Source organism: Polaromonas sp. AET17H-212, assembly GCF_002379085.1.
Taxonomy (GTDB): Bacteria; Pseudomonadota; Gammaproteobacteria; order Burkholderiales; family Burkholderiaceae_C; genus Polaromonas.
In genome coordinates, this window is record NZ_NBZW01000004.1 from 1 (window position 1) to 25,936 (window position 25,936).

A 25,936-nucleotide genomic window follows, 5' to 3' on the forward strand; every position below is an offset into this window, starting at 1 on the left:
GCTGGAACTGGCCATGGCCGCAGCCTACGCGCTTCAAGGCGCCGGCTACCCGCCGGGCGGCCGCGTGAGCCTGGTGACCGGTGGCCCGCCGCCGGCCCAGAACTACCCGGCTGGTGTGCAGCGCCGCGTGCTGCAGGCCCTGCGGCGCCTGCAGATCACGGTGCTGCCCGATGCCTGCGTGGGCATGTCGGCCGGGGAGATCCAGCTGGCCGGCGGCGCGCGCCTGGCCTGCGATGCCCCCTTGCTGGCCATCGGCGCCCAGGCACCGGGCTGGCTGGCCGGCAGCGGGCTGGCACTGGACGAAGCCGGGTTTGTGGCCGTCAACCGCTTTCAGCAAAGCACCAGCCACGCCCATGTGTTTGCCGCCGGCGATGTGGCCAGCCGGGTTGATGCGCCGCATCCGCGCAGCGGTGTGTATGCGGTGCGTGGCGGCCCGCCGCTGCTGGCCAACCTGCGTGCCGCATGGCAGGGCCAGCCGCTGCGGCCTTACACACCACCTGGGCGCGCGCTGAACCTGATTTCCTGTGGCGGACGTTACGCGATTGCTGCCTGGGGCGGTCTGCACGTGGAAGGGCGCTGGGTGTGGCACCTGAAAGACCACATCGACCGCGGCTTTGTGGCCCGCTACGCCGCGCCGTCATGAACTGGTGTCTCCCTGATTTGCTATGTTTTTGATAGCTTACGGCGCTTTATCTATGAGGGATAGAGGCCGAAATGGCATGAAAAAACCCGCGCGAGGCGGGTTGATGGGCAAGCGTAAGGCGCTTACTTTTTGGCAGGCTCGGTCTTGGCGCCGGCCTTCGCCTCGGACTTGACGTCGGCTTTGGTCTCTGCCTTGGGGGTCACGGCGGCCTTGACGTCCTTGGCGGTCTCCTTGGCGGCGTCCTTGGTGGCGATGGCCGCACCCTTGACGGCGTCTTTGGTGGCGACCGCGGCATCCTTGGCTTTTTCGGTGACCGGCTTGTCGGCTTTCTTGTCAGCCTTGGCATCGGCCTTGACGTCTGCTTTGGCGCTGGCCTTGTAGCTGGTGCCGTTGACGGTCAGGCCATCGGCGGAAAACTTGGCGGCGCTGTCGGTGCCCACGCCCTTGACGCGGGTCACAAAGTCATTCCAGTCCTTGAACGGCGCTTTCTTGCGCTCGGAGATGATCAGCGCGGATTTGACGGGACCAATGCCCTTGATGGCGTCGAGTTCGGCCGGGGTGGCGGTGTTGACGTCAACGGCGGCAAAGGCCACGGCGACATACATGGCGGCCACGAAGGCCAGCAGTTTCTTGAACATCAGGAAGCTCCTCAAAATGGATGGTTGAAGCAGGTGATCCCTCCTGTGAACCAGGATGTCCCGCATTTAACGGCTGTTGCAGCCGTGAGGTTGACCAGCCCGGGTACTTGCGCTGGATCAACGATGCAGGCGCCGGGACAGGCATAAGCTGCAGTATCGCCACAAAGAAGCCTCCAGGCCGCCAAAAGGAGCTGAAAATGTCCACTCGTTTGAAAGACTTTGCAACCGCCGTGGTGGCGGTGGTTGAACCCGAGACCTCGGCCTTTGTGGCCGCCCAGCTGATGCGCAAGCACCATGTCGGCGCGCTCGTCGTCGTCGATGCCGCGGAAAAGAGCCGCCCGGTCGGCATCCTGACCGACAGGGACCTGGTGCTGGCCCTGATGGCCGAAGGGCTGGACCCCGAGGTGTTTACCGCCGGAGACATCATGTCCGTCGAGCTGGTCCAGGCGAACCCCGAGATGGATGCGATGGACGCGGTGACACTGATGCGCAGGCACCGGTTGCGCCGGCTGGTCATCGTCGATGAGGCGGACCGGCTGGCGGGTGTCGTCACGATGGAGGACATCCTGGAGCTGTTGACGCGGGAACTGGCCGATCTGGCCGCCGGGGTGATCGGTGCCCGGGACCGGGAGTTCGAGCAGCGCGCTTGAGGAGAGCCCCATGATGATTGAAAAGTGCTTGGTCGCGCTTGTGATGGTTCTTTGGGGCCTGGCCGGGCCTGTGCTTGCCCGGACCAGGACCGATGCCCTGCGCGGGGAGCTGCTGTATTCGACGCATTGCATCGCTTGTCACAGCACCCAGCTGCACTGGCGCGACAGGAAGGCGGCCAGAAACTGGGCCAGCCTCAAGGCCGAAGTCGAGCGCTGGCAGAAAACCTCGGGGCTGGGCTGGCGGGAGGAGGACGTGAGCGACGTGGCGCGTTATCTCAACGCCCTGTATTACCGCTTTCCCGAGCCGGAGCCGGACGGCGCGTCGACCGCAGAGGCCGCTGCACCGGCGCTTCCCCGCTGACCGGCGCCGTCGCGGGGCCGGTCAGGCTTTTGCGGCTTCGCCCTGGGTCAGGGCGCGCATGTAGGCCGCCACACCGGTCTGCACATCGGCAAAGACATGCTGGCAGCCGGCTTCGCGCAAGGCCGTCAGGTCCGCTTGGGTGTAGCTCTGGTACTTGCCGACCAACGCGGGCGGGATGTCGATGTAGTCGATCAGGCTGCCGTGCGCGGCTTCGTCCAGGGTCAGCGGCGCATCGCCCTGCTGCTGGCGCAGGGCGTTGACGACGGCCAGTGCCACATCGTTGAAGGGCTGGGCGCGGCCGGTGCCGAGGTTGAAAATGCCGGACTTCCCGGGGTTGTCAAAAAACCAGAGGTTGACGGCCACGACATCATCGATGAAGACGAAGTCGCGCATCTGCCCGCCCCGGCCATAACCGCCGTACTCGCCAAACAGCTTGACCTTGCCTTCGGCACGGAACTGGTTGAACTGGTGAAAGGCGACACTGGCCATGCGCCCCTTGTGCTGCTCGCGCGGGCCGTACACATTGAAGTAGCGAAAGCCGGCGACCTGGGTGGCCGTGCCGGAGAAGTCAGGCCCCAGTTCACGCCGCAGCCGCTGGTCGAACAGCAGCTTGGAGTAGCCGTAGACATTGAGCGGCTTCTCGAACTCGGGCGACTCGCGAAAGGTGTCCGAGCCGCCGTAGGTCGCGGCCGAGGAAGCGTAAAGCAACCGGGTGCGTTGCTCCTGGCAGGCCGCAAACAAGTCGCAGGACAGCGCGTAGTTGTTGTCCATCATGTACTTGCCGTCGCTCTCCATGGTGTCGCTGCAGGCACCCTCATGGAAAACCGCCTCGACATTGCCAAAGGCGGCGTCGGCAAACAGTTCGTAGAAATCGTCGGCGTCGATGTAGTCGGCGATCTGCAGGTCGGCCAGGTTGCGGAACTTGTCGCCGTCGGTCAGGTCATCGACGGCAATGATGTTGTCGATGCCGCGGGCGTTCAGCCCCTTGATGATGTTGGAGCCGATAAAACCGGCGGCGCCGGTAACCACGATTTTCATGACAGATCCTTGTGTTTCATGGCGAGGCAAACAGCTCGCCGTAGCTGACCGTCGCCGTGCCGAATTTGCCGACCACGATGCCGCCGGCACGGTTGGCCACCGGCACGGCGTCGCGCAGGCTCAGGCCGGCGGCGGCCATCGCGGCCAGGGTGCCGATCACGGTGTCGCCGGCCCCGGTCACGTCGAAAACTTCGCGCGCCAGCGCCGGCACATGCAGCTGGCCCTGGGCGTCAAACAGCGTCATGCCTTCTTCACTGCGCGTCAGCAGCAGGGCCTGCAGCTTGAGGGCCTCGCGCAGGTTCTGCGCCTTGCGCTGCAGGTCGGCTTCATCATGCCAGGGGCCGATGACCTGCTCGAGTTCGGCGCGGTTCGGGGTGATGGCCGTGGCGTTCTGGTAGCGCGAATAGTCCGAGCCTTTGGGGTCGACCAGCACCACCTTGCCGGCGGCGCGGGCCTGCGCAATCATCAGGCCGATGTGCGCCAGCCCGCCCTTGCCGTAGTCGGAAAACAGCACCGTGTCATGCGCTGGCAGCATTTTTTCGAACTCGGCCGACTGCGAGGCCAGCACCTCGTTTTCGGGCGTGTTTTCAAAATCCAGGCGCAACAGCTGCTGCTGGCGGCCGATCACGCGCAGCTTGACCGTGGTCTTGAGCTGCGGGTCGCGGCCGAAGCAGGGCGTGATGCCGGAGGCGGCCACCAGGGCTTCGAGCTGGTGGCTGGCTTCGTCGTCGCCGACCACGCTGAGCAGCGAGGCGCGCGCGCCCACGGTCACGATGTTGTAGGCCACATTGGCCGCGCCGCCCATGCGTTCTTCCTGGCGCGTGACGCGCACCACCGGTACAGGGGCTTCCGGCGAGATGCGGTCTACGGCGCCGTACCAGTAACGGTCCAGCATGGCATCGCCGACCACCAGCACACGGGCTTGGGCAAGCTGTTCCCGGGACAGAGTTAAAGGTGTTGTCATACGAGTGATTTTTTTATGCCAGTGGACGCCGCGGATCTGGCTTTGCCAGGCCGCTGGTGTCCGCCCCCTGCAAGGGGGGAAGGTGCTACACGCAGTGAGCATCCGACGGGGGTGTTCATAACTCTTCGATCCGGCGCGCCGGGTAGCTGTCCCAGGCCTGGCAGCCGGGGCAGTGCCAGAAATGCTGCGTCGCTTCGAAGCCGCAGGCAGCGCAGCGGTAACGCATCAGGGGCTTGGTGGCCTGGTCGAGTGCGCGCTGCACCATGCTGTGTTCATGCGCGCTGCCCAGCTTTTCGCCGGCAAGCCATTTGGCCGCCGCCACCAGCGAGGCTTCACGCTCCAGGTGCTGGCCATACCACTGGCGCGGGTCGGCGGAGGCCGTATCGAGTTTGACGATGGCCTCGACCACGTCAATCGATGGCAGCTGGGCGTAGTTGGCCTTCAGCAGGTCCAGCGCGGCCGCTTGCTGGCCGCTTTGCTGCGCGATGTTGACGAGCAGGCCGGCGGCCAGCGGCAAGGCCTGCGGGGCGGTCTGCTCCAGCCTGCGCAGGGTTGCAAAAGCGTCCGCATGTTGACCCAGCTGGGCCTGGAGCTTGGCCAGGTCGATCAGCGGGCGCGGTGAGGCCGGCGCCATGGCCGCCGCCTGTTGCAGGCAGTCGAGCGCCTGGCTGGTATCGCCGGAGGCCGCGGCCGACACCGCCTGTTCGCACAGGTAATGGGCCTGCCGGGTGCTGAAGCTGCCGTGGCTGGCGCTGTCGAGCTTGGCGGCGATGTCGGTGGCATGCGCCCAGTCGCGCGAGCGTTCGTAGATCGACAGCAGGGCCAGCCTGGCTTCCTCTTCGTAGCCCGTGCCTTCCAGTTTTCGCAGCGCTGTTTCTGCCCGGTCCAGCAGGCCGGCCTTGAGAAAATCGAGCGCCAGCGCATGCTGCGCACGGTCGCGCTCGGTCTGCGTCAGGTCGCCGCGCGACATCAGGTGCTCGTGCACACGCACGGCGCGTTCGTACTCGCCCCGGCGGCGGAACAGGTTGCCCAGCGCGAAGTGCAGCTCGGAGGTGTCGGGGTCGTTCTGGACGGCTTCGATGAAGGCGTCGATCGCCTGGTCCTGCTGCTCGTTGAGCAGGAAATTGAGGCCGCGGAAGTAGGCCTTGGGCGCCTGCCGGTTTTCGATCCGGAGCTGTCTCAGGTCCAGCCGTGACGCCAGCCAGCCCAGCGTGAAGGCAATCGGAAACCCGAGCAGAACCCAGGTGAAATCAAAGTCCATGGTGCATGGTGGAGGGGTTCTCGCTGAGCTGGCTCTGCTGGCTGGCGCGCACGTTTTTGCGTTTTTTCCACCAGCGCGGCATCATCATCAGGATGCCGGTGGCCAGTCCGCAGGCAAAGGTGACCAGCACGACCAGGACCAGGGGTGCCTGCCACAGCGTGCCGAAAAAGAAATACACGGAAACGGCTTGCTGGTTGTTCAGCGCGAACGCAAAAAGCGTAAAAAAAATGGCTGCCTTGAGCAGCCACATGAGGTATTTCACTGCAGGTCCCCTTGTGGTCCGGCAATTGTAGCCAGCACCAGGCGGGACGCCGCTATTTGACGGGAGGGGCCAGCATTTCTTCGGTCCGGGTGTCCACCGCTTCGCGCAGGGCCTTGCCCGGCTTGAAATGGGGAACCCGTTTTTCCGGAATGGCAACGCTTTCGCCAGAGCGCGGGTTGCGGCCCATGCGCGGCGGGCGCCGGTTGATCGAAAAACTGCCAAAACCACGAATTTCTATGCGGTGCCCACGCACCAGCGCGTCGCTCATGGCGTCAAGAATCGTCTTGACGGCATATTCGGCATCGCGGTGGGTCAGCTGGCTGAAACGTGCAGCCAGTTCCTCGACAAGATCGCTTCGGGTCATAAAAATGAGGGGACAGAGAAATGGCGTGCCGTTCCGGGGAGCGGGCACGCCATGTCTCAGGGGTCCGGTTTACTTCTCGTTGCTGTCCAGCTTGGCGCGCAGCAGGGCGCCCAGGTTGGTCAGGCCGGCGCTTTCACGCGAGGACTGCTGGCTCAGGGACGCCATGGCTTCCTGCTGGTCAACGTTGTCCTTGGCTTTGACCGACAGCTGGATGTTGCGGGTCTTGCGATCCACGTTCACCACGACTGCGGACACTTCGTCGCCTTCCTTGAGCACGTTGCGTGCGTCTTCGACGCGGTCACGGCTGATTTCGCTGGCGCGCAGGTAACCGATGATGTCTTCGCCCAGATCGATCTCGGCGCCCTTGGCGTCAACCGTCTTGACCTTGCCGGTCACAACCGCACCCTTGTCGTTGATCGACACGAAGGTGGTGAACGGGTCGGAATCGAGCTGCTTGATGCCCAGGGAGATGCGCTCGCGGTCGACGTCGACAGCCAGCACGATCGCTTCGACTTCCTGGCCCTTTTTGTAGTTGCGAACAGCGGCTTCGCCGGGTTCGTTCCACGAGAGGTCGGACAGGTGCACCAGGCCGTCGATGCCGGCAGCCAGGCCCACAAAGACGCCGAAGTCGGTGATCGACTTGATCGGGCCCTTGACGCGGTCGCCGCGCTTGGTGTCCTGGGCAAATTCCTGCCATGGGTTGGCCTTGCACTGTTTCATGCCCAGGCTGATACGGCGCTTGTCTTCGTCGATTTCCAGAACCATGACTTCGACTTCGTCGCCGAGGTTGACGAGCTTGCTCGGGGCCACGTTCTTGTTGGTCCAGTCCATTTCGGAGACGTGGACCAGGCCTTCGATGCCCGGCTCGAGTTCCACAAACGCGCCGTAGTCGGCGATGTTGGTGATCTTGCCGAACAGGCGGGTGCTTTGCGGGTAGCGGCGGTTCACGCCCATCCATGGGTCGTCGCCCATCTGCTTCAGACCCAGGGACACGCGGTTCTTCTCGGTGTCGAACTTCAGGATCTTGGCCACGATTTCCTGGCCAGCCGTCACCACTTCGCTCGGGTGACGCACGCGGCGCCATGCCATGTCGGTGATGTGCAGCAGGCCGTCGATGCCGCCCAGGTCAACGAAGGCACCGTATTCGGTGATGTTCTTGACGATGCCCTTGACGGCAGAGCCTTCTTTCAGGGTTTCCATCAGCTTGGCGCGCTCTTCGCCCATGCTGGCTTCGACCACGGCGCGGCGGCTCAGCACCACGTTGTTGCGCTTGCGGTCGAGCTTGATGACCTTGAATTCCATGGTCTTGTTCTCGTACGGAGACAAGTCCTTGACGGGGCGGGTGTCGATCAGCGAGCCGGGCAGGAAGGCGCGGATGCCGTTGACCAGGACGGTCAGGCCGCCCTTGACCTTGCCGCTGGTCTGGCCGGTGACGAACTCGCCGGATTCCAGGGCTTTTTCCAGGCTCATCCACGAGGCCAGGCGCTTGGCCTTGTCGCGGCTCAGCAGGGTGTCGCCGTAACCGTTTTCGACCGAGTCGATGGCCACGGAGACAAAGTCGCCGACCTGGACTTCGAGTTCGCCCTGGTCGTTCTTGAATTCTTCGAGGGGGACATAAGCCTCGGATTTGAGTCCGGCATTCACAACCACGTGGTTGTGATCAATACGCACTACCTCGGCGGTAATGACTTCGCCCGTACGCATTTCGGAGCGTTTCAGCGATTCTTCAAAGAGGGCGGCAAAAGATTCAGACATTGATTTTCCTAGTCCACAGAGCAGGGTTCCAACAGCGGGATTGCTATTGTTTTTAGAGCTGACTGCGGCGGTTGTTTGCGGATGACCCGCAGGTTAGGTTAAATAATCCTTGACCCAAGCACTGGGGGTGCCTACACGCAGGTACGGGGGGTCAGAAGGGCCGGGTGCCTTGCCACCAGTTCAACACCCGGGCTACCGATTCTTCAATCGACAACTCGGAGTTATCCAGTGGCCTGGCGTCATCAGCGGGCTTCAAAGGGGCGGATTGCCGTGACATGTCACGCGCGTCCCTAGCCTCCAAATCCTGCTGAATCGCGGCTATTGTAGCCGGAATTCCCTTTGAAATCAATTGCTTATGGCGCCGTTCCGCCCGGTGCCGGGCGCTCGCCGTCAGGAAGATTTTCAGCGCGGCATCCGGGAAAATCACGGTGCCCATGTCCCGTCCGTCGGCCACCAGTCCCGGCAGTTGCCGAAAGCCCCGCTGCAACTCGGTCAGGGCGTCGCGCACGGCAGGGTGCACCGACACCCGGGAGGCGGCCATGCCGGCGGCTTCGCTGCGGATGGCGTCCGACACGTCTTCCTGGCCCAGGAAGACCTGGTCGTCCTGAAAACGCACCGGCAGGGTGCGCGCGACGGCGGCGACGCCGGCTTCGTCATCGAGCGACACGCCGGCGCGGCCGGCGGCAAATGCCGTCAGACGGTACAGGGCGCCGGAGTCCAGGTAGTGGTAACCGAGGCGCTGCGCCACCAGGGCGGCCAGCGTGCCCTTGCCCGATGCGGTGGGGCCGTCCACACAGATCACCGGGATCAGCCGGCGCTCGGTCACCGACACCGAAAACAGGGCTTCGAAGTAGTCCGGAAAGGTCTTGGCGACACATTTCGGGTCCAGAATGCGTACCGGCAGGCGTGCCGGGTTGAAGGCCGCCAGCGAAAAACACATGGCCACGCGGTGATCGTCATAGGTGTGGATCGGGGCGGTGCGCCACTGGCGCGGCGGCGTGATGCGGATGAAATCGGCGCCTTCCTCCACGCTGGCCCCCAGCTTGCGCAGCTCGCAGGCCATCGCGGCGATGCGGTCGGTTTCCTTGACGCGCCAACTGGCGATGTTGCTCAGCGTGGTGGTGCCGTCGGCATACAGCGCCATCACGGCCAGCGTCATGGCCGCATCGGGGATGTGGTTGCAGTCGAGGTCAATTGCCTTCAGCGGCCAGGCGCCGCGCGAGATACGCAAGGTATTGGGCGTGCTGTCGATGTGTGCGCCCATCATCCGCGCGGCTTCCACAAAACGGATGTCGCCCTGGATGGAGTCCGCGCCCACCCCCACAACTTCGATGCCATTTTGGCCCTTGACCGGCTCGGCTATTACGCCAAGTGCTATGAAATAGCTAGCGGACGAGGCATCCCCTTCGACATGGATCTCGCCGGGCGAGCGGTAGCGGCTGCCGGCCGGAATGGTGAAACGCTGCCAACCGTCGCGCTGGACGGCGATGCCGAAGCGCGCCAGCAGGTTCAGCGTGATTTCGATGTAGGGGCGAGAGATCAGCTCGCCGACCACGTCGATGTGAATAGCGCGGGTGGCCACCAGTGGCAGGGCCAGCAGCAGGGCGGTCAGGAACTGGCTGGAAACATCGCCGCGCACGCGGATCGGGGCATCCAGCGTCAGTCGGCCGGTGCGAATGCGCAGCGGCGGAAAACCGTCTTCGCCCAAATAGTCAATGGCACAACCGAGGCCGCGCAGGGCATCGACGAGGTCGCCAATCGGACGCTCGTGCATGCGCGGCACGCCCGACAGTTCAAAGTCGCCACCCAGCAGCGCCAGCGCCGCCGTCAGCGGCCGCATGGCGGTGCCCGCGTTGCCGAGATACAGTTTGGCCTGCCTTTGCGCCAGTCGGCCGCCCAGGCCGTCGATGACGGCACTGTTGCCGCTTTGCGCCACCGTGCAGCCGAGCTGCCGCAGCGCGGCCAGCATCACGGCGGTGTCGTCGGAAGCGAGCAGGTCGTGCACCGTGGTGCGGCCCTCGCTCAGCGCCGCGAGCAACAGGACCCGGTTGGAAATGCTTTTGGAGCCGGGCAGGTGCACGCTGCCGCCGGCCCCCGTCAGTGCTGGAATGTCCAGGAACTCGGTATCGAACATGGCCCCGCGCCTATTTGAGGACTTTGGGGGGGGTCATCCGCCAGTTGGCGCGGGTGTGGCTGGCATGGTCGATACCTGCTTCCAGCGCATCGCCATCGCCGCTGCTGATCAGTTTTTCCAGCGAATGCAGGGTGGCCTGGAAAATCTTCGACTGCTCCAGCAACTCTTCCCGGTTGGCAATCAGGATGTCACGCCACATTTTGGGATCGCTCGCCGCAATGCGGGTGAAGTCGCGAAACCCCGGGCCGGCCAGCGACAGGTAGTCGTTGCCCTGGGCCTGGCCGGAGATGCTGTTGATCAGCGCAAAGGCGATCAGGTGCGGCAGATGGCTGACGGCGGCATAGGCAGCGTCATGTGACTGGGGGGACATCTTGACGACGTTGCAGCCCAGCGCCGTCCAGACGTCCACGGCTTTCTGGAGCTGGACCGTGAAGGTGCGCTCGATCGGTGTCAGGATGACCTGCTTTCCGGTGTACAGGTCCGCATCGGCATGTTCGACACCCGAGACTTCCTTGCCGGTGATCGGATGGGCCGGCACAAAACAGCCGAGGTGGTCGCGCAGCACCCGGCGCGCGGCGTCCACGACATCGCGCTTGGTGGAGCCGACGTCCATGATCAGCGTTGTGGGCGTCACCAGGTGGCGGATGGCCTTGAAGGTGGCCTCGGTGGCGGACACCGGCACGGCCAGCAGCACGATGTCGGCGCCGGAGACCGCCAGCAATGCCGAAGGCGCTTCCACGTCGATCACGCCCATCTGGCGCGCGCGCTCGGTCGTGGACGGCGACTTGCTGTAACCCACCACCCGTTTGACCAGGCCTGCGCGTTTGAGCGCCAGTGCAAAGGAGCCCCCCATCAGGCCGCAGCCAATCAAACCTAACTGTTCAAACATGAAGGGGTGCCAAGGTTGCCTGCAATTGATTCATTTTTTCAGTCGCTGACCGGGTAGGTGCCCAGCACTTTGTAGAACGCACAGAGCTGCTGCAGGTCTTTCAGGGCCGCAGCCACGTTGGGCTGCGAAGGGTGACCCTGCAAGTCGATGTAGAAAAAATACTCCCACTGGCCCGAGCGGGCAGGGCGCGACTCGAAGCGTGTCATCGACACGCCGTGGGTCTTCAGCGGTACCAGGATGTCGTGAACAGCGCCTGGCCGGTTCGGAACCGACACAATCAGGCTGACGCAGTCCTTGCCCGACGCCTGCGGCGCGCCCAGCACCTGCGGCAGGCAGATCACGGCGAAGCGGGTGCGGTTGAAGGCGTCGTCCTGGATCGCATGGGCCGCAATGTGCAGGCCGAATTCGGCACCCGCACGTTCGCTGGCGATGCCGGCCCACGCGGGGTTGCTGGCCGCCAGGCGCGCTCCTTCGGCGTTGCTGGAGACCGCGCGCCGCTCGGCGTGGGGCAGATGCGTGGTGAGCCAGCCCTGGCATTGCGCCAGCGCCTGTGCGTGGGCCAGCACGACCTCGATGCCGTCGAGTGACGCCGTCAGGCGCAGCAGGTTGTGGCGCACCAGCAGGCTGGTCTCGCCCACGACATGCAGCGGCGAATTCAGGAACAGGTCCAGCGTGCGTGTCACCACGCCTTCGGTGTTGTTCTCTACCGGGACCACGCCGAACTGGGCGGTGCCGGCCGTCGCGGCGCGAAACACCTCGTCAAAGCTGGCGCAGGGCACGTGTTCGATGCTGGAGCCGAAAAACTGCACGGCGGCCTGCTCGCTGAAGGTGCCGGCGGGGCCGAGGTAGGCCACGCGCTGGGGCGCCTCGAGCGCGCGGCAGGCCGACATGACTTCGCGCCAGATGTGGGCGATGTTGTCCCCTTTGAGCGGACCGGGGTTGGCCGCCTGCAGCCCCTGGATGACCTGGGCCTCACGCTCCGGCCGGAAGACCGGCGAGCCGTCCTGGCGTTTGATCTCGCCGACTTCGTTGGCCAGCGCGGCACGCTGGTTCAGAAGCGCCAGCAATTGCTGGTCGACCGAATCGATTTTTACGCGAAGTTGCTGCAGGCTTTGGGTCATGGATAAGGCGTCTCAAGCCCGGCGGGCAGGCGGGCGTCGCACAGGCGGAAGGTGGGGCGACGGCACGCCGGCTTGGGGAAACAGCCGCGCGTCATTTCTTCGCGGGTTTGGCTGCTGGTGCAGCGCCTGCAGGTTTGGCAGCGGGCGCAGCGCCTACGATTTTGGTGGCGGTTTCATTGAACTGCTTGGCGCGGGCCTGGATTTCGGTTTTGGAACTCTCCACCAGTTTTTTCACAAAGACATTGACCAGATCAGGCGTGGTGGCCTTGTATTTCTTCACGGCGGGAGACTCAAAAAAAGCGGTGAGCTGCTTGAGTTCGTCCAGGGTGAAGCGGTCCATGTAGGCCGGCACCAGGGCATCCCTGTTGGCCTGGCTGACCTTGCTGCCGATGATCTTGTTGGCATCTGCGGCAAACTTGGCAAGCTCTGCGTTGAGGTCTTCGGTAGCCTTGGCCTGTTTGGCCGGGGGAACGGAGGTCTCCAGCCTGGATTCCCAGCCGGCGATCAGGTCCTGGGTGGCGCTGCCGGCCAGTTGTTCGACCAGGCTGTCCAGGTCTGGCCCCTGCTGCAGGGCGACCAGCCGGGTGGCCCACTCGAGCTTGGGATCGGCCGTTTGGGCCTGGCTCGCGGCCGAGAAGGCGCAGCCGGCAATCAGGAGGGTGGTGAGCAGTTTTTTCATCAATTCGTTTCCGGGTTGGAGGCAGGTGTGCCTGTGTCTGTGTCGGGTTCATTGTCGTCCAGGCTGGCGTCGTTCTCCACGATGCGCTGCAGGCCGCTGAGCTGGGAGCCTTCGTCGAGGCCGATCAGTGTCACGCCCTGGGTGGCGCGGCCCATCTCCCGGATCTCGCTGACACGGGTGCGAACCAGCACACCCTTGTCGGTGATCAGCATGATTTCATCGTCGGTGTGAACCAGGGTGGCGGCGACGACCTTGCCGTTGCGCTCGCTTTGCTGGATGGCAATCATGCCTTTGGTGCCGCGGCCATGGCGCGTGTATTCCTGGATGGAGGTGCGTTTGCCGTAGCCGTTCTGGGTGGCCGTCAGCACGCTTTGTTCTTCATCTTCCGCCACCAGCATGGCAATCACGCCCTGGCCTTCGTCGAGCATCATGCCACGCACGCCGCGGGCATTGCGGCCCATCGGACGGACGTCGTTTTCATCGAAACGCACCGCCTTGCCGCCGTCGGAGAACAGCATCACGTCGTGCTTGCCGTCGGTCAGCGCGGCGCCTATCAGGTAGTCGCCGTCGTCGAGGTCCACGGCAATGATGCCGGCCTTGCGCGGGTTGCTGAAGTCTTCCAGCGGGGTTTTCTTGACCGTGCCCATGCTGGTCGCCATGAACACATACTGGTCCGCCGGGAAGGTCCGCTTTTCGCCGGTCAGCGGCAGCACCACGGTGATTTTTTCGCCTTCCTGCAGCGGGAACATGTTGACGATGGGCCGGCCGCGCGAGCCACGCGAGCCTGCTGGCACTTCCCACACCTTGAGCCAGTAAAGCCGGCCGCGGTTGGAAAAACACAGGATGTAGTCGTGCGTGTTGGCGATGAAGAGCTGGTCGACCCAGTCGTCTTCCTTGGTGGCCGTGGCGAGCTTGCCGCGACCGCCGCGTTTTTGCGCCCGGTACTCCGACAGGGGTTGGCTCTTGATGTAGCCCGTGTGCGAGAGCGTGACCACCATGTCGGTGGGCGTGATCAGGTCTTCGGTGCTCAGGTCGAACGAGCTGTGCTCGACCTGGCTGCGGCGCAGGCCCAGTTTGGACTGGCCGAATTCCTGGCGGATGACGGCGAGTTCTTCGCCGATGATGGTCGAGACACGTTCCGGACGCGCCAGGATGTCGAGCAGGTCGTCGATTTCCGCCATGACTTCCTTGTACTCGGCGACGATCTTGTCCTGCTCCAGGCCGGTCAGGCGTTGCAGGCGCATCTGCAGGATTTCCTGGGCCTGGGTTTCGGACAGGCGGTACAGGCCGTCGCTGCCCATGCCGAAGTCCTTCTCCAGCCCGTCCGGGCGGTAGTCGTCGGCATTGACCACGCCGCCGTCCGCGCGGGTGCGCGTCAGCATCTCGCGCACCAGGCTGCTGTCCCAGGGACGCAGCATCAGCTCGGCCTTGGCGACCGGCGGTGTCGGCGCGTTGCGGATGATGGCGATGAAGTCATCAATGTTCGCCAGCGCGACGGCCAGGCCCTCGAGCACATGGCCGCGCTCGCGCGCCTTGCGCAGCGTGTAGACCGTGCGCCGCGTGACCACCTCGCGGCGGTGCGACAGAAACACCTGGATCAGGTCTTTCAGGTTGCACAGCTTGGGCTGGCCGTTGACCAGCGCCACCATGTTGATGCCGAAGGTGTCCTGCAGCTGCGTCTGCTTGTACAGGTTGTTCAGCACCACCTCGGGTACTTCGCCGCGCTTGAGTTCGATGACCAGCCGCATGCCGGACTTGTCGCTTTCGTCCTGGATGTGGCTGATGCCCTCGATTTTTTTCTCGTGGACCAGCTCGGCCATGCGTTCCTGCAGCGTCTTCTTGTTGACCTGGTAAGGCAGCTCGTCAACGATGATGGACTGGCGCTGGCCCTTGTCGATGTCCTCGAAGTGGCAGCGCGCCCGCATGACGACCTTGCCGCGGCCGGTGCGGTAACCGTCCTTGACCCCGTTGATGCCGTAAATGATGCCGGCGGTGGGGAAGTCGGGTGCCGGGATGATTTCCATCAGCTCGTCGATGCTGGCCTGGGGGTTTTTCAGCAGGTGCAGACAGGCATCCACGACCTCGTTGATGTTGTGCGGCGGGATGTTGGTGGCCATGCCCACCGCAATGCCGCCCGAGCCATTGATCAGCAGGTTGGGAATGCGCGAAGGAAGAACCAGCGGCTCTTTTTCGCTGCCGTCATAGTTGGGCCCGAAATCGACGGTTTCCTTGTCAATGTCGGTCAGCATCTCCTGGGCGATTTTTGACAGGCGCACCTCGGTGTAACGCATGGCCGCGGCACTGTCGCCGTCCACCGAGCCGAAGTTGCCCTGGCCGTCCACCAGCATGTGGCGCATGGAAAAGTCCTGGGCCATGCGGACAATCGCGTCATACACCGACTGGTCGCCGTGCGGGTGGTACTTGCCGATCACGTCGCCGACGATACGGGCCGATTTCTTGTAAGGCCGGTTCCAGTCGTTGTTGAGCTCATGCATCGCAAACAGCACGCGCCTGTGCACCGGCTTGAGGCCATCGCGCGCATCGGGCAGGGCGCGACCCACGATCACGCTCATCGCGTAATCCAGGTAGCTGCGCCGCATCTCCTCTTCAAGACTGATGGGCAGGGTTTCTTTGGCAAACTGGGTCATGAGAGGCCTGAAAAGGATATTGCAATGCGCAGGGAGATAAGCCTGCTGATTTTAAGGCCTGTGCCGGGCCTGATCGGGGTGTGGCAAGTCCGCAACAAAAAACAAAGAATCTCGATTCTGTGTCGGACGAAGCCGATAGGGCGCTTGAACGGTCAATGAGCTATGGCACAATAACTGTAACGCTTTGAGTGATGGTCACTTACGGCGTGTATCCAATCGCAGCAAGTCTGCGGCTTTTCTCTAGAGGAGAACCATGAAGAAACTCAACAAAGTGGCAATGTTGTTTGCTTCCGCAGCGCTTGCAACCGCCGCTGGTGCACAAACAATTGACAACTGGAAAAACGGCACCAATGAGCTGGTCTGGAAAAACGGCACCAACGAATACTGCTGGCGTGATTCCAACTGGACCCCGGCTACTGCCGCTCCAGGTTGCGACGGCGCTATCGTTCCTGTCGTTACACCGGCTCCCGCACCTGCTGTTGTAACTCCTGCCAAGCCAGCTGCTGCACCCGTAGCTCCTCCCGCAGCCACCAAGGTCACTTACGCCGCTGACGCGTTCTTCGACTTCGACAAGTCTGTGCTCAAGCCTGAAGGCAAAGCCAAGCTTGACGACCTGGTCGGCAAGATCAAGGACATCAACTTGGAAGTCATCATTGCTGTCGGTCACACCGATGCAGTGGGTAGCGATTCCTACAATCAGAAGCTGTCGGTTCGCCGCTCGGAGTCTGTCAAGGCTTATCTGGTGTCCAAGGGCATCGAGAAAAACCGCGTCTACACTGAAGGCAAGGGCGAGAAACAGCCAGTTGCTGACAACAAGACTGCTGAAGGCCGCGCCAAGAACCGTCGCGTGGAAATCGAAGTGGTTGGCACCCGCGCCAACAAGTAATCCTTCTCGGATCGCTTAAAAAACCGCGCTACGGCGCGGTTTTTTTATGGGCGGGCGATAATCAGCTCCATGCATACGACTGAAAACGCAGACCCGGCCGAACTGGCCAAATTTTCCGATCTCGCGCACCGCTGGTGGGACACCGAGAGCGAGTTTCGCCCCCTGCACCAGATCAATCCCTTGCGGCTGGGCTGGATCGAGGGTCTGGCGCCGCTCCAGGGCAAGCGCGTCCTCGATATTGGCTGCGGTGGCGGCATTCTTGCCGATGCCATGGCCCGCCGGGGCGCCCAGGTTCTGGGCATCGACCTGGCAACCAAGGCGCTCAAGGTGGCGCAGCTTCACGCGCTCGAGGCCAATACCCAGGGCGTCGAGTACCGGGAAATCAGTGCTGAAGCACTGGCATCCGAACAGCCGGCGAGCTTTGACGTGGTCACCTGCATGGAAATGCTCGAGCATGTGCCCGACCCGTCCTCTGTGGTGCGGGCCTGCGCGACGCTGGTCAAGCCCGGTGGCCAGGTGTTCTTTTCCACGATCAACCGCAATGCCAAGGCCTTTCTGTTTGCCATCGTCGGTGCGGAGTACGTGCTGAGCCTGTTGCCACGCGGCACCCACGAATACGCGAAATTCATCAAACCCAGCGAACTGGCCGCTTATTGCCGCCGTGCCGGGCTCGATCTGCAGCAGACCAAAGGCATGGAATACAACCCGCTGACCGGGCATTACTGGCTCAGCGCCGACACCAGCGTCAACTACCTGCTGGCCACGCAGAAACCGTGATGGGGCCGATGTTCAACGACATTGAGGCTGTGCTGTTCGATCTGGATGGCACGCTGATCGACAGTGCGCCCGACCTGGGCGCTGCCGCCGACAAGATGCGCACCGACCGCGGTCTGGCGTCGCTGCCGCTGGCCGACTACCGGCCCATGGCCGGTGCCGGTGCGCGCGGCATGATTGGCATTGCGTTTGGGCTGACGCCTGACGATGCCGGTTTTGGCGAGCTGAAAGAAGAGTTTTTTGCCAACTACGAAGCCTGCATGACCGAGCGCACCTATGCCTTTGACGGCGTGGCCGAGCTGATTGCGGAAATTGAGCGGTCTGGCCTCAAATGGGGCGTGGTGACCAACAAATCAGCGCGTTTTACCCTGCCGCTGACACGCAGGATGCCGCTGTTTGGCTCCGCGCAGACCATCATCAGCGGCGACACCACCCCGCACGCCAAGCCGCATCCGGCGCCCTTGCTGGAAGCCGCCCGTCAGCTCCAGCTCCATCCGGGGCGTTGTGTCTATGTCGGTGATGACGAGCGGGACATCGTCGCCGGGCGCGCCGCCGGCATGCCGACCGTGGCCGCAGCCTACGGTTACCTCGGCGCGTTGGCCGACACCCGGCACTGGAAAGCCGACGCCACCATTGTTTCGCCGTCCTCCCTCTTGAATTTGCTGCGGATGGCTTAAACTACGTGGCTTGGGGCTGCATTGGTTTCGACGTGGGTTCGGACGCGGTGTGGTGCATGTCGAGCTGAGTGTGCTCGTAAAACTGATTCAAACAAACTAACTGCAAACGACGAACGTTTCGCACTCGCTGCTTAATTGCCAGTGAGCTTTACAACAGCAGGCCGATGGGCTGGGCAAGGGGTGTTTAGCGCAAGTTAAACGCTCCCGGCTGTAAAGATAATTTCATCGGCTGGCTCCGGGCTGGGTACCTTAACCCGGGGCAAGAAAATAGGGTGCTGGCGTCCTGTGTAGCGTGCGACTGCGCGACACAGGTGGCGAGACTCAAATCAGACCGCTAAACATGTAGATCTGCCCGAACAAGGCTTGCGGACGGGGGTTCAAATCCCCCCAGCTCCACCATATAAGTTGTTAAATGCGCCCAACATGGGCGCATTTTTCTTTATCTGTTCTTATTATTTTTGGTTTTGTCTATTTTTTCCGGCCTATTCGCACTGAATTCGCACGGCATTTTGGAGTCCTTGATCCTCCCGCCGTAACGAATTTTGCGGAATCAGCCTTGCATTCGTGTCTTGGGCCCTGATGTGTTTGAAGTCTGGGAAAGAGCTTCACGCGTGGAAACCGCACATTTGGGGTAGGAGGTCAACGTCACTTTGACCCTTTCTTCCAGGTTCTTGCTCAGATGCTAAAAACTCGGGCACAATGTATTTATCACTTGCCACTTGTGGCGCTTGAACGAAGTCCATTTCCATTTCGCATGATGGACATCGCATTGAAGGAGAAACCATGATCAACATGCACCACGAAGGCGATGGCTACGCATAAAGCGCTTAGGCCAAGCAAAAAGCCCAGCACATTGCTGGGCTTTTTGCTGTTTGGGGTACTCGTGATGTTTGGAGTCTTTTGCCTGTGGCAGATGTATCTCGTTCCAAATGACGTCGCCTATAACCTTGGTCCGTCTCAATGGGTTGTGATGTTTGCTGCTATCGCCGCTATCTGCGGCTGGATCATTGCAGCAGTCGTGACCATACGAAATTCGGTGAAGCAACACACTATTAATACGCTGCTTCAATCAAGACTGTCGGCCACATATATGGGATACGCCGACAAAATAAGTGCGCACTATGAGGCGTATGACGAGCGGCGGAGGTTGAATCCCGACCTGGTGGAGGCGCCTACAGATGGGGTGGATAAGCTTGCGTTGAGATACATCCTCAACTATTTCGAGTTCATTGCTATTGGCATTCGGAGAGCTGACTTAGATGAGGGGCTCCTGAAGGATAGCCTGAGGAGCATTCTTAAAAAGAATGTAGCGATGTCCCGTCTTTGGATTGAGGAAGTGCGAGAGGTTAACCCGCTTCTCTATCAAAATTTGGCTGAGTTGCACCGACGTTGGTGTTTTGACGATACGCCTTTAAAGGACCGTTCGGCCCCGCCAGTTGTAATGTCGCCCTACGAGCGTCTTGTCGAGTGGTACAACGAGGTATAGCCGAGGCTGCGGAAGGCTCTAGATGAGTATTTCCGAACAGGTTCAGTTAAGCACGAGGTCATTATCAAGCTTACGCCGGCTCTGCCTCTGCAGTGGAAAACTGTAGTTCCTCGACGTCATAGGTGAAATCGAGCACGCATTGCACGTCGCGTTCGGGCTTCCGGTGTTCGTTATAGACATCGACATCAGTTTTTAGCTGGAAGCAATCACCAACAATTTGTTGGCGTCGCTGCGCGAATGACTTAACGAAGTGCTCATGCGGCGCGTTTATGTCATCAATATCCGCCCACAGCGATAGCGTCTTGTTGCCATACTTTTGCGTAGCAGCGTGCTTTGCACGATACCGCCGTCCTCGGTGATCTGTCCGGTATTCCTCCCGGAACACTTGCGCAATATCAGCGGCAATGGAGTCAATAACGGTTTTGAGATTTGGCTTGTGACAACCATTTTTGTACGCCCACTCCGCCACTTCGTGTGGATCAATTAAGCCGTCGTTTCCTCCAACTACATCTCGGAAACGCTCGATATAGTCGCGGATTGAGTTTGAATACGCTGTCATGCTTAGCTCCTAGAGGTTTTCTACCATTCCCCAGCCATCGACTGGAGCAGACTTTATCGCTATCAGTCGAACCTTCGCTAGATGGCTTGACCATCTGTCGTACCTACCTAGTTTCCTTCGTAGCTGTCCAGCCACTAGCCCTGGATGGATGCCAAGGCGTCGTGAGAAGAGAATAATTTTTTCTTCGCTGAAATATGGGGAAACGCGGGCAACAAAATCATTAAGTTGAGCTTGGGAGCAACAGAACTCGGCTGCGGCATCATTTGCTAACTTTTCTTCCTTAGCCACCTCTATCGTCGTCGGACTATCGATATCGACATCTAGGATGAATCCGTTTTTTTGCCCATGTCCAAGTCGAACATGTTCCAGTTCGTGTCTCAGCACAAACCAAAAATTGTCTATTCGATCTAATCGAAGTGACATGGCTATCACTGGCTGAGTCTCGTTTAACCAGAAGCATGCGCCGTCAATGTGCGATCCTGCCAACGCTTCCACGTAAACAAGCCTAATACCGCAGTCCCCTAACACCTTTGGAACCAACCGCACCTCTTCGGGCGCAGTCCGAAGTGTTGCGAGGTGATCTAACATGGATTCGGTCCTCGTGGCTTCAAACTTTTTGCTAATTGTTGTCGCGGCAATTGCGCGAGCTCTGATAAGCCAAGCTAACTGACTAAGTTCAATATCCTCATTCGCACGGCTCCTTTTTGCTGCGTGAGCAAAGAACGGCTTCTCATCAAACGATTCGATGTTAAAAAATCGAAGAAACTGTTGCTCGAGAAGTTGAACGTTCTCGCTCGCTTCAATCCATCCGCGCTTGATCATTTCCCGTACTGGAAATTTTGAATATAGGGCGGCGCGACGTGGAATCACGTTACTTACGGCCACCTTTGAAAGCTGATATTGGCTTTCCAGATTCATCCAGAGTTCTGGACCAGTCCCGAGCGCTTCTCCAAGCTGTATTGCTGTTTCTGGGGTTATCGCTTTTTTACCGGCGATGATCTCATTCACCACTTTCGGTGGGCGTCCAAGAATTTCTGCCAATTCGACCTGAGACCAACCACGGGCCTCGATTTCCTCTTTGAGGAACTCGCCAGGTGCGAATACTTCTGCAGCATCCATCTCTTATCCTTTCTAGTGGTAGTCGGCTATCGCGACGACCACAACTGCTTTCCCTGAAGGCTCTTTTTGAAACTTCAATATCAATCTCCATTGGCTATTCAGCCGCATGGAATACTGACCATCTCTGTCGCCTTTTAATTTTTCAAAATGCAATGATTTCATTGCGTAGAACGCCCGTTCATCCAGCGCATTGCGGATGAGCTGCATCCTCATTCGGAAGGTTTTAACGATTGCTCGCTCAAGCCCCGCATCAAATTTGATGTCTGTTTCCAGTCGACGCAAGTCGTCGCTGTCGTGAATGACCTTCATATGTAAGTCCTAAAATTTGCATGGCGTGGCCCCTTCTGTCTGGAATAGTACCACATTCCCACTTAGTGGGAAGATCCGGTTTTGGTTTTGAGGTGGCTATGTCTAGCTGAGCCTGAGAATTGCTGAGATCTGAGAAAGGCGGGGCTGAGTCCCTGAAAGGGCCTGCATGAAACCCCCGACACTGCCGCGCCGAGTTTTGGTACAAGGTTGGTGCAAAACCAGCAAACCAAACGCACGGAATTCGCACGGATACTTCGTAACCTGCGCGGGTGCTAGGTCTTACTAGAGTTCAAATCCCCCCAGCTCCACCATACGACCCGATAAAGGCCGCTAACTAGAGATAGTCAGCGGCCTTTTTCTTTGGAAAATCGCAGCTCGACCGGCCAACCGCCGGCATTTTTTGGGCGGCCGGAGGCACACCCTGTCAGAGCTGGGACTCAAGCAGCAGCGCCAGCCGTTCCATGAACTTTTCCTTCAGGGGGCGGTTCGCCCATTCCTCGTAGCTGATCTGCCGCGAGCGCTTCAGGTCGTCCTCAAACACCCGGGTCTGCCGCGCTGCAAAGGTTTCGTCGTAGACGTTGAGGTTGGCCTCGTCGTTGAGGCGGAAGGAGCGGTTGTCGAAGTTGGTCGAGCCGACCGAGACCAGCAGCTGGTCCACGATCATGACCTTGCAGTGGTACATGGTGGGCTGGTACTCGTGGATCTGCGCGCCGGCCTGGAGCAGCGGCCCCCAGCTGCCGCGCGACGCGGCACGCACGGTGTCCGTGTCGATGATTTCTCCGGGCGTGATGATGCGGATCTTCACGCCGCGTTTCAGTGCGTCGGTCAGCGCCCGGGTGGTGAGTTCGTCGGGGACGAAGTAGGCGGTCGACAGGTCGATACTTTTCCCAGCCGCCGTGATGGACAGCTGGTACATCAACTGCATGCTTTCGCTCCCGCCCGAAGGCGAGCTGGAAAACACCTGGGCGTCGCTGCTGCCAACCGCCTGCAGGGCAGGGAAGTAGGCTTCGCCGTGCATCACCTTGCCGGTGACCTTGAGCCAGTTGTCCATGAAAACTGCCTGCATCTGGGCGACGGCCGGGCCCTCGATCTGGAAATGGGAATCGCGCCAGTGCTCGGCATCCTGGCCGGCGCCTGTCCATTTGGGTGCTATGCCCACGCCTCCGGTGAAGCCGGTGTTGCCGTCAACGACCAGCAGCTTGCGGTGGGTGCGGTTGTTCATGCGTGCCAGGTTGTACCAGTGCGGCTTGTGGAATTTGCGGATTTCCACGCCGGCCGCTTCCATTTCCTGCAAAAACGAGGCATCGATCTTGGCGCTGCCGACCCAGTCCAGCAGCACATGCACCTTCACGCCGGACCGGGCGCGTTCGGCCAGGGCGTCGGCGAACTGGCGGCCCACATCGCCAGACCAGTAGATGTAGGTTTCAAAGGTGATGCTGCGCTGCGCGCCGTGGATGGCCTGCAGCATGGCGGGGAAGATCTGGTCACCGTTGAGCAGCTCCCGGGCCCGGTTGCCGCCCACCAGGGCGGGGCCGAGCAGGGCGCCCATGGCGCGGCGGAACTGGGGATCGTGTGTGGCATACAGGCGCGGCAACTCTCGGTTGACCTTTTTTTCCCCGGTGCTGAAGTTCAGGGCGAGCAGCACGCCAGCCACGGTGATCAGGAAGGTGAGCAGAATGGTCAGTACAAGGCGGTTTTTTTTCATCATGGGTCGGAAAATGGGGCCGTGACGCAGCGGCTGGCGCGGCAAGGCGTGCCGGCGTTCGTTGCATCGATCAGGAAAAGCGTACCCAGACGTCCGGACGGCCCCTGAAAGCCGACGAGCTGTTGCGCGGTAGGCCAGGACCCTGTCCGGGCCGGCGACAATAAGGGCATGGCAAAAAACATGCAATTGCAGGACATTCTTTTCTCCCAGGGCTTTGGCACCCGGCGCGTCTGCGCCGGCCTGATTCAACAAGGTTTTGTGGCTGTAGCCGGCGTCCCCTGTACGGAGCCAGCTATGGATTTTGTAGCGGAGGGGCTGAAGTTCACGGTCCAGGGCGTGGACTGGGAATACCACGAGAAGGCCTACCTGATGCTGCACAAGCCGGCCGGTTACGAGTGCTCGCAAAAACCCAGCACCTACCCGAGCATCTACACCCTGCTGCCGGCGCCGATCCGCCAGCGCGGGGGTGGGGCGGCGGCCGGTGTGCAGGCGGTCGGGCGGCTGGACCAGGACACCACCGGTCTGCTGCTGCTGTCGGACGACGGCAAGTTCATCCACCGCATGAGTTCACCCAAACACCATGTGCCCAAGGTGTACGACGTCACGGCCAAACACCCGGTCGATGACCAACAGGTCCAGAAGCTGCTGGCTGGCGTGGTGCTGGACGACGACCCCAAGCCGGTGCGCGCCGCAGCCTGCGAGAAAACCGGCGAGCAGACCTTGCGCCTGACCCTCACCGAGGGCAAGTACCACCAGGTCAAACGCATGATTGCGGCGGTGGGCAACCGGGTGGAAGACGTGGCGGGCTTGCACCGCTCGCGCATCGGGTCGCTGGACCTGCCGGCCGACCTGAAACCCGGCCAGTGGCGCTGGTTGACGGCGCAGGACCTGGCGGCCATTGCCGGCGCACCCAGGGTCTGAGGAGGCGACGCGCGTTAGCGCCGGATCGGGAGAAACCCCAGTTAGCGGCGGCTAACACCCGGTTACGCTGTATTTCTTTGTAAAAAGACCTACAAATGCTACCGGGGGGCCGTCATGAAAAACCATCGCCGTCACTTTCTGGGCGCCGCTGCCATCGGGGCGGTGACCCTGCCTTCGCTGAGCCTGGCGCAGCACGCCCCCAGTGGCTCCCGCAGCTCCACGCTGTTGACGGTGGGCGGGCTGATCGGCAGCGGCAACCGGGGCGCGCTGGATCCGGCCATGGACCGTATGCTGGTGCGGCAGAACATCAGCTTCTCCAGGGCGCGGGTGTTCGACTTTGCCAGCCTGGTGGCGATGCCGTCCGCCACCATCCAGCCGACCCTGGAATACGACGGCAAGCCGCACACGCTCAAGGGGCCCTTGCTGACCGACGTCATAAAGGCCTGCGCCGTCGCGATCACGCCGCAGACCTTGTTCAAGCTTTATGCCGTCGACGGCTACACGGCCCAGTGGCCGGCCGCCGACGCCACGCACTACCGGGTGATCGTGGCCACCCACCTCGACGGCCGGCCACTGGCCTTGGGCGGGTTGGGCCCGCTCTGGGTGGTCTACGACGCGGACCGGTTTACGGACACGGCAGCCAAGCCGCTGTCTGCGCGTTTTGCCTCGAGTCCCTGGGCGACCTATTACATCGATGTGACCGACGGCTGTGGCTGCACCCCCGAGCCGGACAAAAAAACAGGATGAAGGGGCGGTGCGGCAAGGCTTGCCGGAGGCCGCTGCGCCGATCAGGAAAAGCTGACCCAGACGCCCGCGGCCCCCGAAAGCCGAGGGGCTGTTGCGCGGTTGGCCAAGACCCTGTCCCTGTCCGGCCCGGTGCAATAGGCGCGTGGCACAACATGCCATTGCCGGACATTCTTTTCTCCCGGGGCTTGGGTACGCGGCGCGTCTGCGCCGGCTTGATTCAACAGGATTTTGTGGCTGTAGCCGACGCCCCCTGTACGAAACCAGCTATGGATTTTGTAGCTAGGGAACTGAAGTTCATGGTCCAGCGCGGGGACTGGAAATACCATGGGAAGTCCTGCCTGATGCGGCACAGGCCGCCCGGTTCCGGGTGTTCGCAAAAGCCCGGTAGCTACCCGAGCATTGACACCCTGCGGTCGGCGCCGGACCCGGCCAGTATTGCAGCCTGACCGCATTTCGTGCACCGTCGCCGGTTCAGTTCAGCCGGTACCCGCTGGCGTGTCTCAATTCGGCCGGACGGCTGTTGGCCTGAATAAGGAAGGCGTCGTGCCACTGACTGGGTATGCCGCTGGAACTGCCATGCTCGTCGTTGGCGGGTTTGAGGCCGCGCATGCGGCGTTGCTGCACCAGCGTTTTTTTCAGGTTGATGCGGGCGGCCTCCACGGCGGCTTCCTCGCGCTTCAAGTACCTGGCTCTTGATGCCACTTCACCGAGGAATTCGTTGCGAATTTCTGCCGGGCTGGGCAGCCGGCCGGGGTTGACCACGATGTAGGAAATACCGCATTGCGCGAGTAAATTTTCTTTCAGGATCCTGCTCTTTCGCGAGAGGCCAAAAGGCTTGGGCACATCGACACAGCCGACAACGTGGCCATTGTTGGCACACACTGAAAAAGTGCAGTTGGTGTTCTTGAGCAACTCATACAGGTGCGGGCCGTTTTCGCTGGCGTTGGGCCGGGTGAAGCGGGTCACCGGCATTTTGATCATCACATGATGGTCATCAAAGGTTTCTGCCAGCCAGTGCCAAATTCGCAATTCCTCCGCGTTCACCAGTACCCGCGCATGCAGTGGCCAATGCGCCGGGATACGTCGTTTCCCCAGCCCGGCCCAATGTAGCCACAATCCCACCCACAGGCTGACCATTGCCAGCAGGGACAGCCAGATCAACGCCCATTGCGAATTTTCCGTCATGTTGTATTCTCCCCGAATACTTACTTATGGTTACAGTTTGAACATTACTCCTAATTTGCGCGCTTGGGAATAGAAATAATCACAACTTACTCATAAAAAAATAGGAACTAACCCTTTGTATTTAAGAATTTCGTGGTGTGGATAGTAAAAAGGTGTCGGGC

26 protein-coding genes and 1 other RNA gene are annotated in these 25,936 nt (G+C 61.3%); 10 read left to right on the forward strand and 17 right to left on the reverse strand.

Annotated features, from left to right (window positions below):
• Positions 1–643, forward strand: a 643-nt coding sequence (locus tag B7G53_RS05310; protein ID WP_217992590.1) for an FAD-dependent oxidoreductase, incomplete at its 5' end; no start/stop codon positions are given.
• 122 nt (positions 644–765) lie between these two features.
• Here the strand turns inward: B7G53_RS05310 and B7G53_RS05315 are convergent.
• Entirely contained in the window at positions 766–1,281 is a 516-nt protein-coding gene (locus B7G53_RS05315; protein ID WP_096664664.1) for a ComEA family DNA-binding protein, read from the reverse strand.
• 197 nt (positions 1,282–1,478) lie between these two features.
• Here B7G53_RS05315 and B7G53_RS05320 point away from each other — a divergent pair, with 197 nt between their 5' ends.
• Together B7G53_RS05320 and B7G53_RS05325 are read left to right on the forward strand one after the other, a co-directional pair.
• Positions 1,479–1,931 carry a CBS domain-containing protein gene (locus tag B7G53_RS05320; protein ID WP_096664668.1) on the forward strand — a complete coding sequence of 151 codons (453 nt, stop codon included), beginning with the start codon at positions 1,479–1,481 and terminating at the stop codon, positions 1,929–1,931.
• 10 nt (positions 1,932–1,941) lie between these two features.
• Positions 1,942–2,292 (forward strand): hypothetical protein, encoded by a 351-nt coding sequence (locus B7G53_RS05325; RefSeq protein WP_096664671.1) that lies wholly within the window; start codon positions 1,942–1,944, stop codon positions 2,290–2,292.
• A gap of 21 nt (positions 2,293–2,313) precedes the next feature.
• On the opposite strand, the gene rfaD is transcribed toward B7G53_RS05325, so the two are convergent.
• The 11 genes from rfaD to gyrA all read right to left on the reverse strand — a co-directional run bounded on the left by rfaD (position 2,314) and on the right by gyrA (position 15,407).
• Positions 2,314–3,330, reverse strand: coding sequence for an ADP-glyceromanno-heptose 6-epimerase (gene rfaD / locus B7G53_RS05330; protein ID WP_096664674.1), 1,017 nt, complete (start codon positions 3,328–3,330; stop codon positions 2,314–2,316).
• A gap of 16 nt (positions 3,331–3,346) precedes the next feature.
• Entirely contained in the window at positions 3,347–4,294 is a 948-nt protein-coding gene (gene rfaE1, locus B7G53_RS05335) for a D-glycero-beta-D-manno-heptose-7-phosphate kinase (RefSeq protein WP_096664677.1), read from the reverse strand.
• A 115-nt stretch (positions 4,295–4,409) separates the two neighbouring features.
• On the reverse strand, positions 4,410–5,555 hold the full coding sequence (lapB, locus tag B7G53_RS05340; protein ID WP_096664680.1) for a lipopolysaccharide assembly protein LapB: 1,146 nt from the start codon (positions 5,553–5,555) through the stop codon (positions 4,410–4,412).
• Positions 5,545–5,817, reverse strand: coding sequence for a LapA family protein (locus B7G53_RS05345; RefSeq protein ID WP_096664683.1), 273 nt, complete (start codon positions 5,815–5,817; stop codon positions 5,545–5,547). The genes lapB and B7G53_RS05345 overlap by 11 nt, the downstream gene beginning before the upstream one ends.
• A gap of 52 nt (positions 5,818–5,869) precedes the next feature.
• Positions 5,870–6,181: an integration host factor subunit beta gene (locus B7G53_RS05350; protein ID WP_096664686.1), complete on the reverse strand. Its 312-nt coding sequence runs from the start codon at positions 6,179–6,181 to the stop codon at positions 5,870–5,872.
• Positions 6,182–6,250: 69 nt separating this feature from the next.
• Positions 6,251–7,936 (reverse strand): 30S ribosomal protein S1, encoded by a 1,686-nt coding sequence (gene rpsA, locus B7G53_RS05355; protein WP_096664689.1) that lies wholly within the window; start codon positions 7,934–7,936, stop codon positions 6,251–6,253.
• A gap of 151 nt (positions 7,937–8,087) precedes the next feature.
• Positions 8,088–10,070 (reverse strand): bifunctional 3-phosphoshikimate 1-carboxyvinyltransferase/cytidylate kinase, encoded by a 1,983-nt coding sequence (locus tag B7G53_RS05360; RefSeq protein ID WP_096664692.1) that lies wholly within the window; start codon positions 10,068–10,070, stop codon positions 8,088–8,090.
• Between the two features lie 10 nt (positions 10,071–10,080).
• Positions 10,081–10,959 carry a prephenate dehydrogenase gene (locus B7G53_RS05365; RefSeq protein ID WP_096664695.1) on the reverse strand — a complete coding sequence of 293 codons (879 nt, stop codon included), beginning with the start codon at positions 10,957–10,959 and terminating at the stop codon, positions 10,081–10,083.
• A gap of 38 nt (positions 10,960–10,997) precedes the next feature.
• Positions 10,998–12,080, reverse strand: coding sequence for a prephenate dehydratase (gene pheA, locus B7G53_RS05370; RefSeq protein WP_096664697.1), 1,083 nt, complete (start codon positions 12,078–12,080; stop codon positions 10,998–11,000).
• A 91-nt stretch (positions 12,081–12,171) separates the two neighbouring features.
• On the reverse strand, positions 12,172–12,759 hold the full coding sequence (locus B7G53_RS05375; RefSeq protein ID WP_096664700.1) for a DUF2059 domain-containing protein: 588 nt from the start codon (positions 12,757–12,759) through the stop codon (positions 12,172–12,174).
• Positions 12,759–15,407, reverse strand: coding sequence for a DNA gyrase subunit A (gene gyrA / locus B7G53_RS05380; protein WP_096664703.1), 2,649 nt, complete (start codon positions 15,405–15,407; stop codon positions 12,759–12,761). The genes B7G53_RS05375 and gyrA overlap by 1 nt, the downstream gene beginning before the upstream one ends.
• 253 nt (positions 15,408–15,660) lie before the next feature.
• Here gyrA and ompA point away from each other — a divergent pair, with 253 nt between their 5' ends.
• From ompA to B7G53_RS05405, 5 genes are all read left to right on the forward strand, one after another.
• Complete coding sequence (gene ompA / locus B7G53_RS05385) at positions 15,661–16,293, forward strand: outer membrane protein OmpA (protein WP_096664706.1); 633 nt, start codon at positions 15,661–15,663, stop codon at positions 16,291–16,293.
• A 69-nt stretch (positions 16,294–16,362) separates the two neighbouring features.
• Positions 16,363–17,070, forward strand: coding sequence for a bifunctional 2-polyprenyl-6-hydroxyphenol methylase/3-demethylubiquinol 3-O-methyltransferase UbiG (gene ubiG, locus B7G53_RS05390; protein ID WP_096664709.1), 708 nt, complete (start codon positions 16,363–16,365; stop codon positions 17,068–17,070).
• 8 nt (positions 17,071–17,078) lie between these two features.
• On the forward strand, positions 17,079–17,744 hold the full coding sequence (locus B7G53_RS05395) for an HAD-IA family hydrolase (protein WP_096665095.1): 666 nt from the start codon (positions 17,079–17,081) through the stop codon (positions 17,742–17,744).
• A gap of 12 nt (positions 17,745–17,756) precedes the next feature.
• Positions 17,757–18,143: a transfer-messenger RNA gene (gene ssrA / locus B7G53_RS05400) on the forward strand.
• A 409-nt stretch (positions 18,144–18,552) separates the two neighbouring features.
• A complete protein-coding gene (locus tag B7G53_RS05405) occupies positions 18,553–19,230 on the forward strand; it encodes a DUF4760 domain-containing protein (RefSeq protein WP_096664712.1) in 678 nt (225 codons plus the stop codon).
• 70 nt (positions 19,231–19,300) lie between these two features.
• Here B7G53_RS05405 and B7G53_RS05410 read toward each other — a convergent pair whose 3' ends face one another.
• From B7G53_RS05410 to B7G53_RS05425, 4 genes are all read right to left on the reverse strand, one after another.
• The gene (locus B7G53_RS05410; RefSeq protein ID WP_096664716.1) at positions 19,301–19,789 is read right to left on the reverse strand and encodes a hypothetical protein; all 489 of its coding nucleotides are present in this window, start codon (positions 19,787–19,789) and stop codon (positions 19,301–19,303) included.
• Between the two features lie 9 nt (positions 19,790–19,798).
• Positions 19,799–20,908 (reverse strand): HigA family addiction module antitoxin, encoded by a 1,110-nt coding sequence (locus tag B7G53_RS05415; RefSeq protein WP_096664718.1) that lies wholly within the window; start codon positions 20,906–20,908, stop codon positions 19,799–19,801.
• Positions 20,909–20,920: 12 nt separating this feature from the next.
• Positions 20,921–21,217: a type II toxin-antitoxin system RelE/ParE family toxin gene (locus B7G53_RS05420; protein WP_096664721.1), complete on the reverse strand. Its 297-nt coding sequence runs from the start codon at positions 21,215–21,217 to the stop codon at positions 20,921–20,923.
• A gap of 424 nt (positions 21,218–21,641) precedes the next feature.
• The gene (locus B7G53_RS05425; protein WP_441338963.1) at positions 21,642–22,925 is read right to left on the reverse strand and encodes a phospholipase D-like domain-containing protein; all 1,284 of its coding nucleotides are present in this window, start codon (positions 22,923–22,925) and stop codon (positions 21,642–21,644) included.
• Between the two features lie 177 nt (positions 22,926–23,102).
• Between B7G53_RS05425 and B7G53_RS05430 the strand changes: the two genes are divergently transcribed.
• Entirely contained in the window at positions 23,103–23,843 is a 741-nt protein-coding gene (locus B7G53_RS05430) for a pseudouridine synthase (RefSeq protein WP_096665101.1), read from the forward strand.
• A gap of 114 nt (positions 23,844–23,957) precedes the next feature.
• Positions 23,958–24,590 carry a molybdopterin-dependent oxidoreductase gene (locus B7G53_RS05435; RefSeq protein ID WP_096664724.1) on the forward strand — a complete coding sequence of 211 codons (633 nt, stop codon included), beginning with the start codon at positions 23,958–23,960 and terminating at the stop codon, positions 24,588–24,590.
• A gap of 471 nt (positions 24,591–25,061) precedes the next feature.
• On the opposite strand, the gene B7G53_RS05440 is transcribed toward B7G53_RS05435, so the two are convergent.
• Positions 25,062–25,775, reverse strand: coding sequence for a hypothetical protein (locus tag B7G53_RS05440; protein ID WP_096664727.1), 714 nt, complete (start codon positions 25,773–25,775; stop codon positions 25,062–25,064).
• Positions 25,776–25,936: the final 161 nt, after the last annotated feature.

Coding starts and splice junctions, on each gene's coding strand:
- B7G53_RS05315 (WP_096664664.1), bottom strand. CDS start 1,281: ATGTTCAAGAAACTGCTGGCCTTCGTGGCCGCCATGTATGTCGCCGTG.
- B7G53_RS05320 (WP_096664668.1), top strand. CDS start 1,479: ATGTCCACTCGTTTGAAAGACTTTGCAACCGCCGTGGTGGCGGTGGTT.
- B7G53_RS05325 (WP_096664671.1), top strand. CDS start 1,942: ATGATGATTGAAAAGTGCTTGGTCGCGCTTGTGATGGTTCTTTGGGGC.
- rfaD (WP_096664674.1), bottom strand. CDS start 3,330: ATGAAAATCGTGGTTACCGGCGCCGCCGGTTTTATCGGCTCCAACATC.
- rfaE1 (WP_096664677.1), bottom strand. CDS start 4,294: ATGACAACACCTTTAACTCTGTCCCGGGAACAGCTTGCCCAAGCCCGT.
- lapB (WP_096664680.1), bottom strand. CDS start 5,555: ATGGACTTTGATTTCACCTGGGTTCTGCTCGGGTTTCCGATTGCCTTC.
- B7G53_RS05350 (WP_096664686.1), bottom strand. CDS start 6,181: ATGACCCGAAGCGATCTTGTCGAGGAACTGGCTGCACGTTTCAGCCAG.
- rpsA (WP_096664689.1), bottom strand. CDS start 7,936: ATGTCTGAATCTTTTGCCGCCCTCTTTGAAGAATCGCTGAAACGCTCC.
- B7G53_RS05360 (WP_096664692.1), bottom strand. CDS start 10,070: ATGTTCGATACCGAGTTCCTGGACATTCCAGCACTGACGGGGGCCGGC.
- B7G53_RS05365 (WP_096664695.1), bottom strand. CDS start 10,959: ATGTTTGAACAGTTAGGTTTGATTGGCTGCGGCCTGATGGGGGGCTCC.
- pheA (WP_096664697.1), bottom strand. CDS start 12,080: ATGACCCAAAGCCTGCAGCAACTTCGCGTAAAAATCGATTCGGTCGAC.
- B7G53_RS05375 (WP_096664700.1), bottom strand. CDS start 12,759: ATGAAAAAACTGCTCACCACCCTCCTGATTGCCGGCTGCGCCTTCTCG.
- gyrA (WP_096664703.1), bottom strand. CDS start 15,407: ATGACCCAGTTTGCCAAAGAAACCCTGCCCATCAGTCTTGAAGAGGAG.
- ompA (WP_096664706.1), top strand. CDS start 15,661: ATGAAGAAACTCAACAAAGTGGCAATGTTGTTTGCTTCCGCAGCGCTT.
- ubiG (WP_096664709.1), top strand. CDS start 16,363: ATGCATACGACTGAAAACGCAGACCCGGCCGAACTGGCCAAATTTTCC.
- B7G53_RS05395 (WP_096665095.1), top strand. CDS start 17,079: ATGTTCAACGACATTGAGGCTGTGCTGTTCGATCTGGATGGCACGCTG.
- B7G53_RS05405 (WP_096664712.1), top strand. CDS start 18,553: ATGGCTACGCATAAAGCGCTTAGGCCAAGCAAAAAGCCCAGCACATTG.
- B7G53_RS05410 (WP_096664716.1), bottom strand. CDS start 19,789: ATGACAGCGTATTCAAACTCAATCCGCGACTATATCGAGCGTTTCCGA.
- B7G53_RS05415 (WP_096664718.1), bottom strand. CDS start 20,908: ATGGATGCTGCAGAAGTATTCGCACCTGGCGAGTTCCTCAAAGAGGAA.
- B7G53_RS05420 (WP_096664721.1), bottom strand. CDS start 21,217: ATGAAGGTCATTCACGACAGCGACGACTTGCGTCGACTGGAAACAGAC.
- B7G53_RS05425 (WP_441338963.1), bottom strand. CDS start 22,925: ATGATGAAAAAAAACCGCCTTGTACTGACCATTCTGCTCACCTTCCTG.
- B7G53_RS05430 (WP_096665101.1), top strand. CDS start 23,103: ATGCAATTGCAGGACATTCTTTTCTCCCAGGGCTTTGGCACCCGGCGC.
- B7G53_RS05435 (WP_096664724.1), top strand. CDS start 23,958: ATGAAAAACCATCGCCGTCACTTTCTGGGCGCCGCTGCCATCGGGGCG.
- B7G53_RS05440 (WP_096664727.1), bottom strand. CDS start 25,775: ATGACGGAAAATTCGCAATGGGCGTTGATCTGGCTGTCCCTGCTGGCA.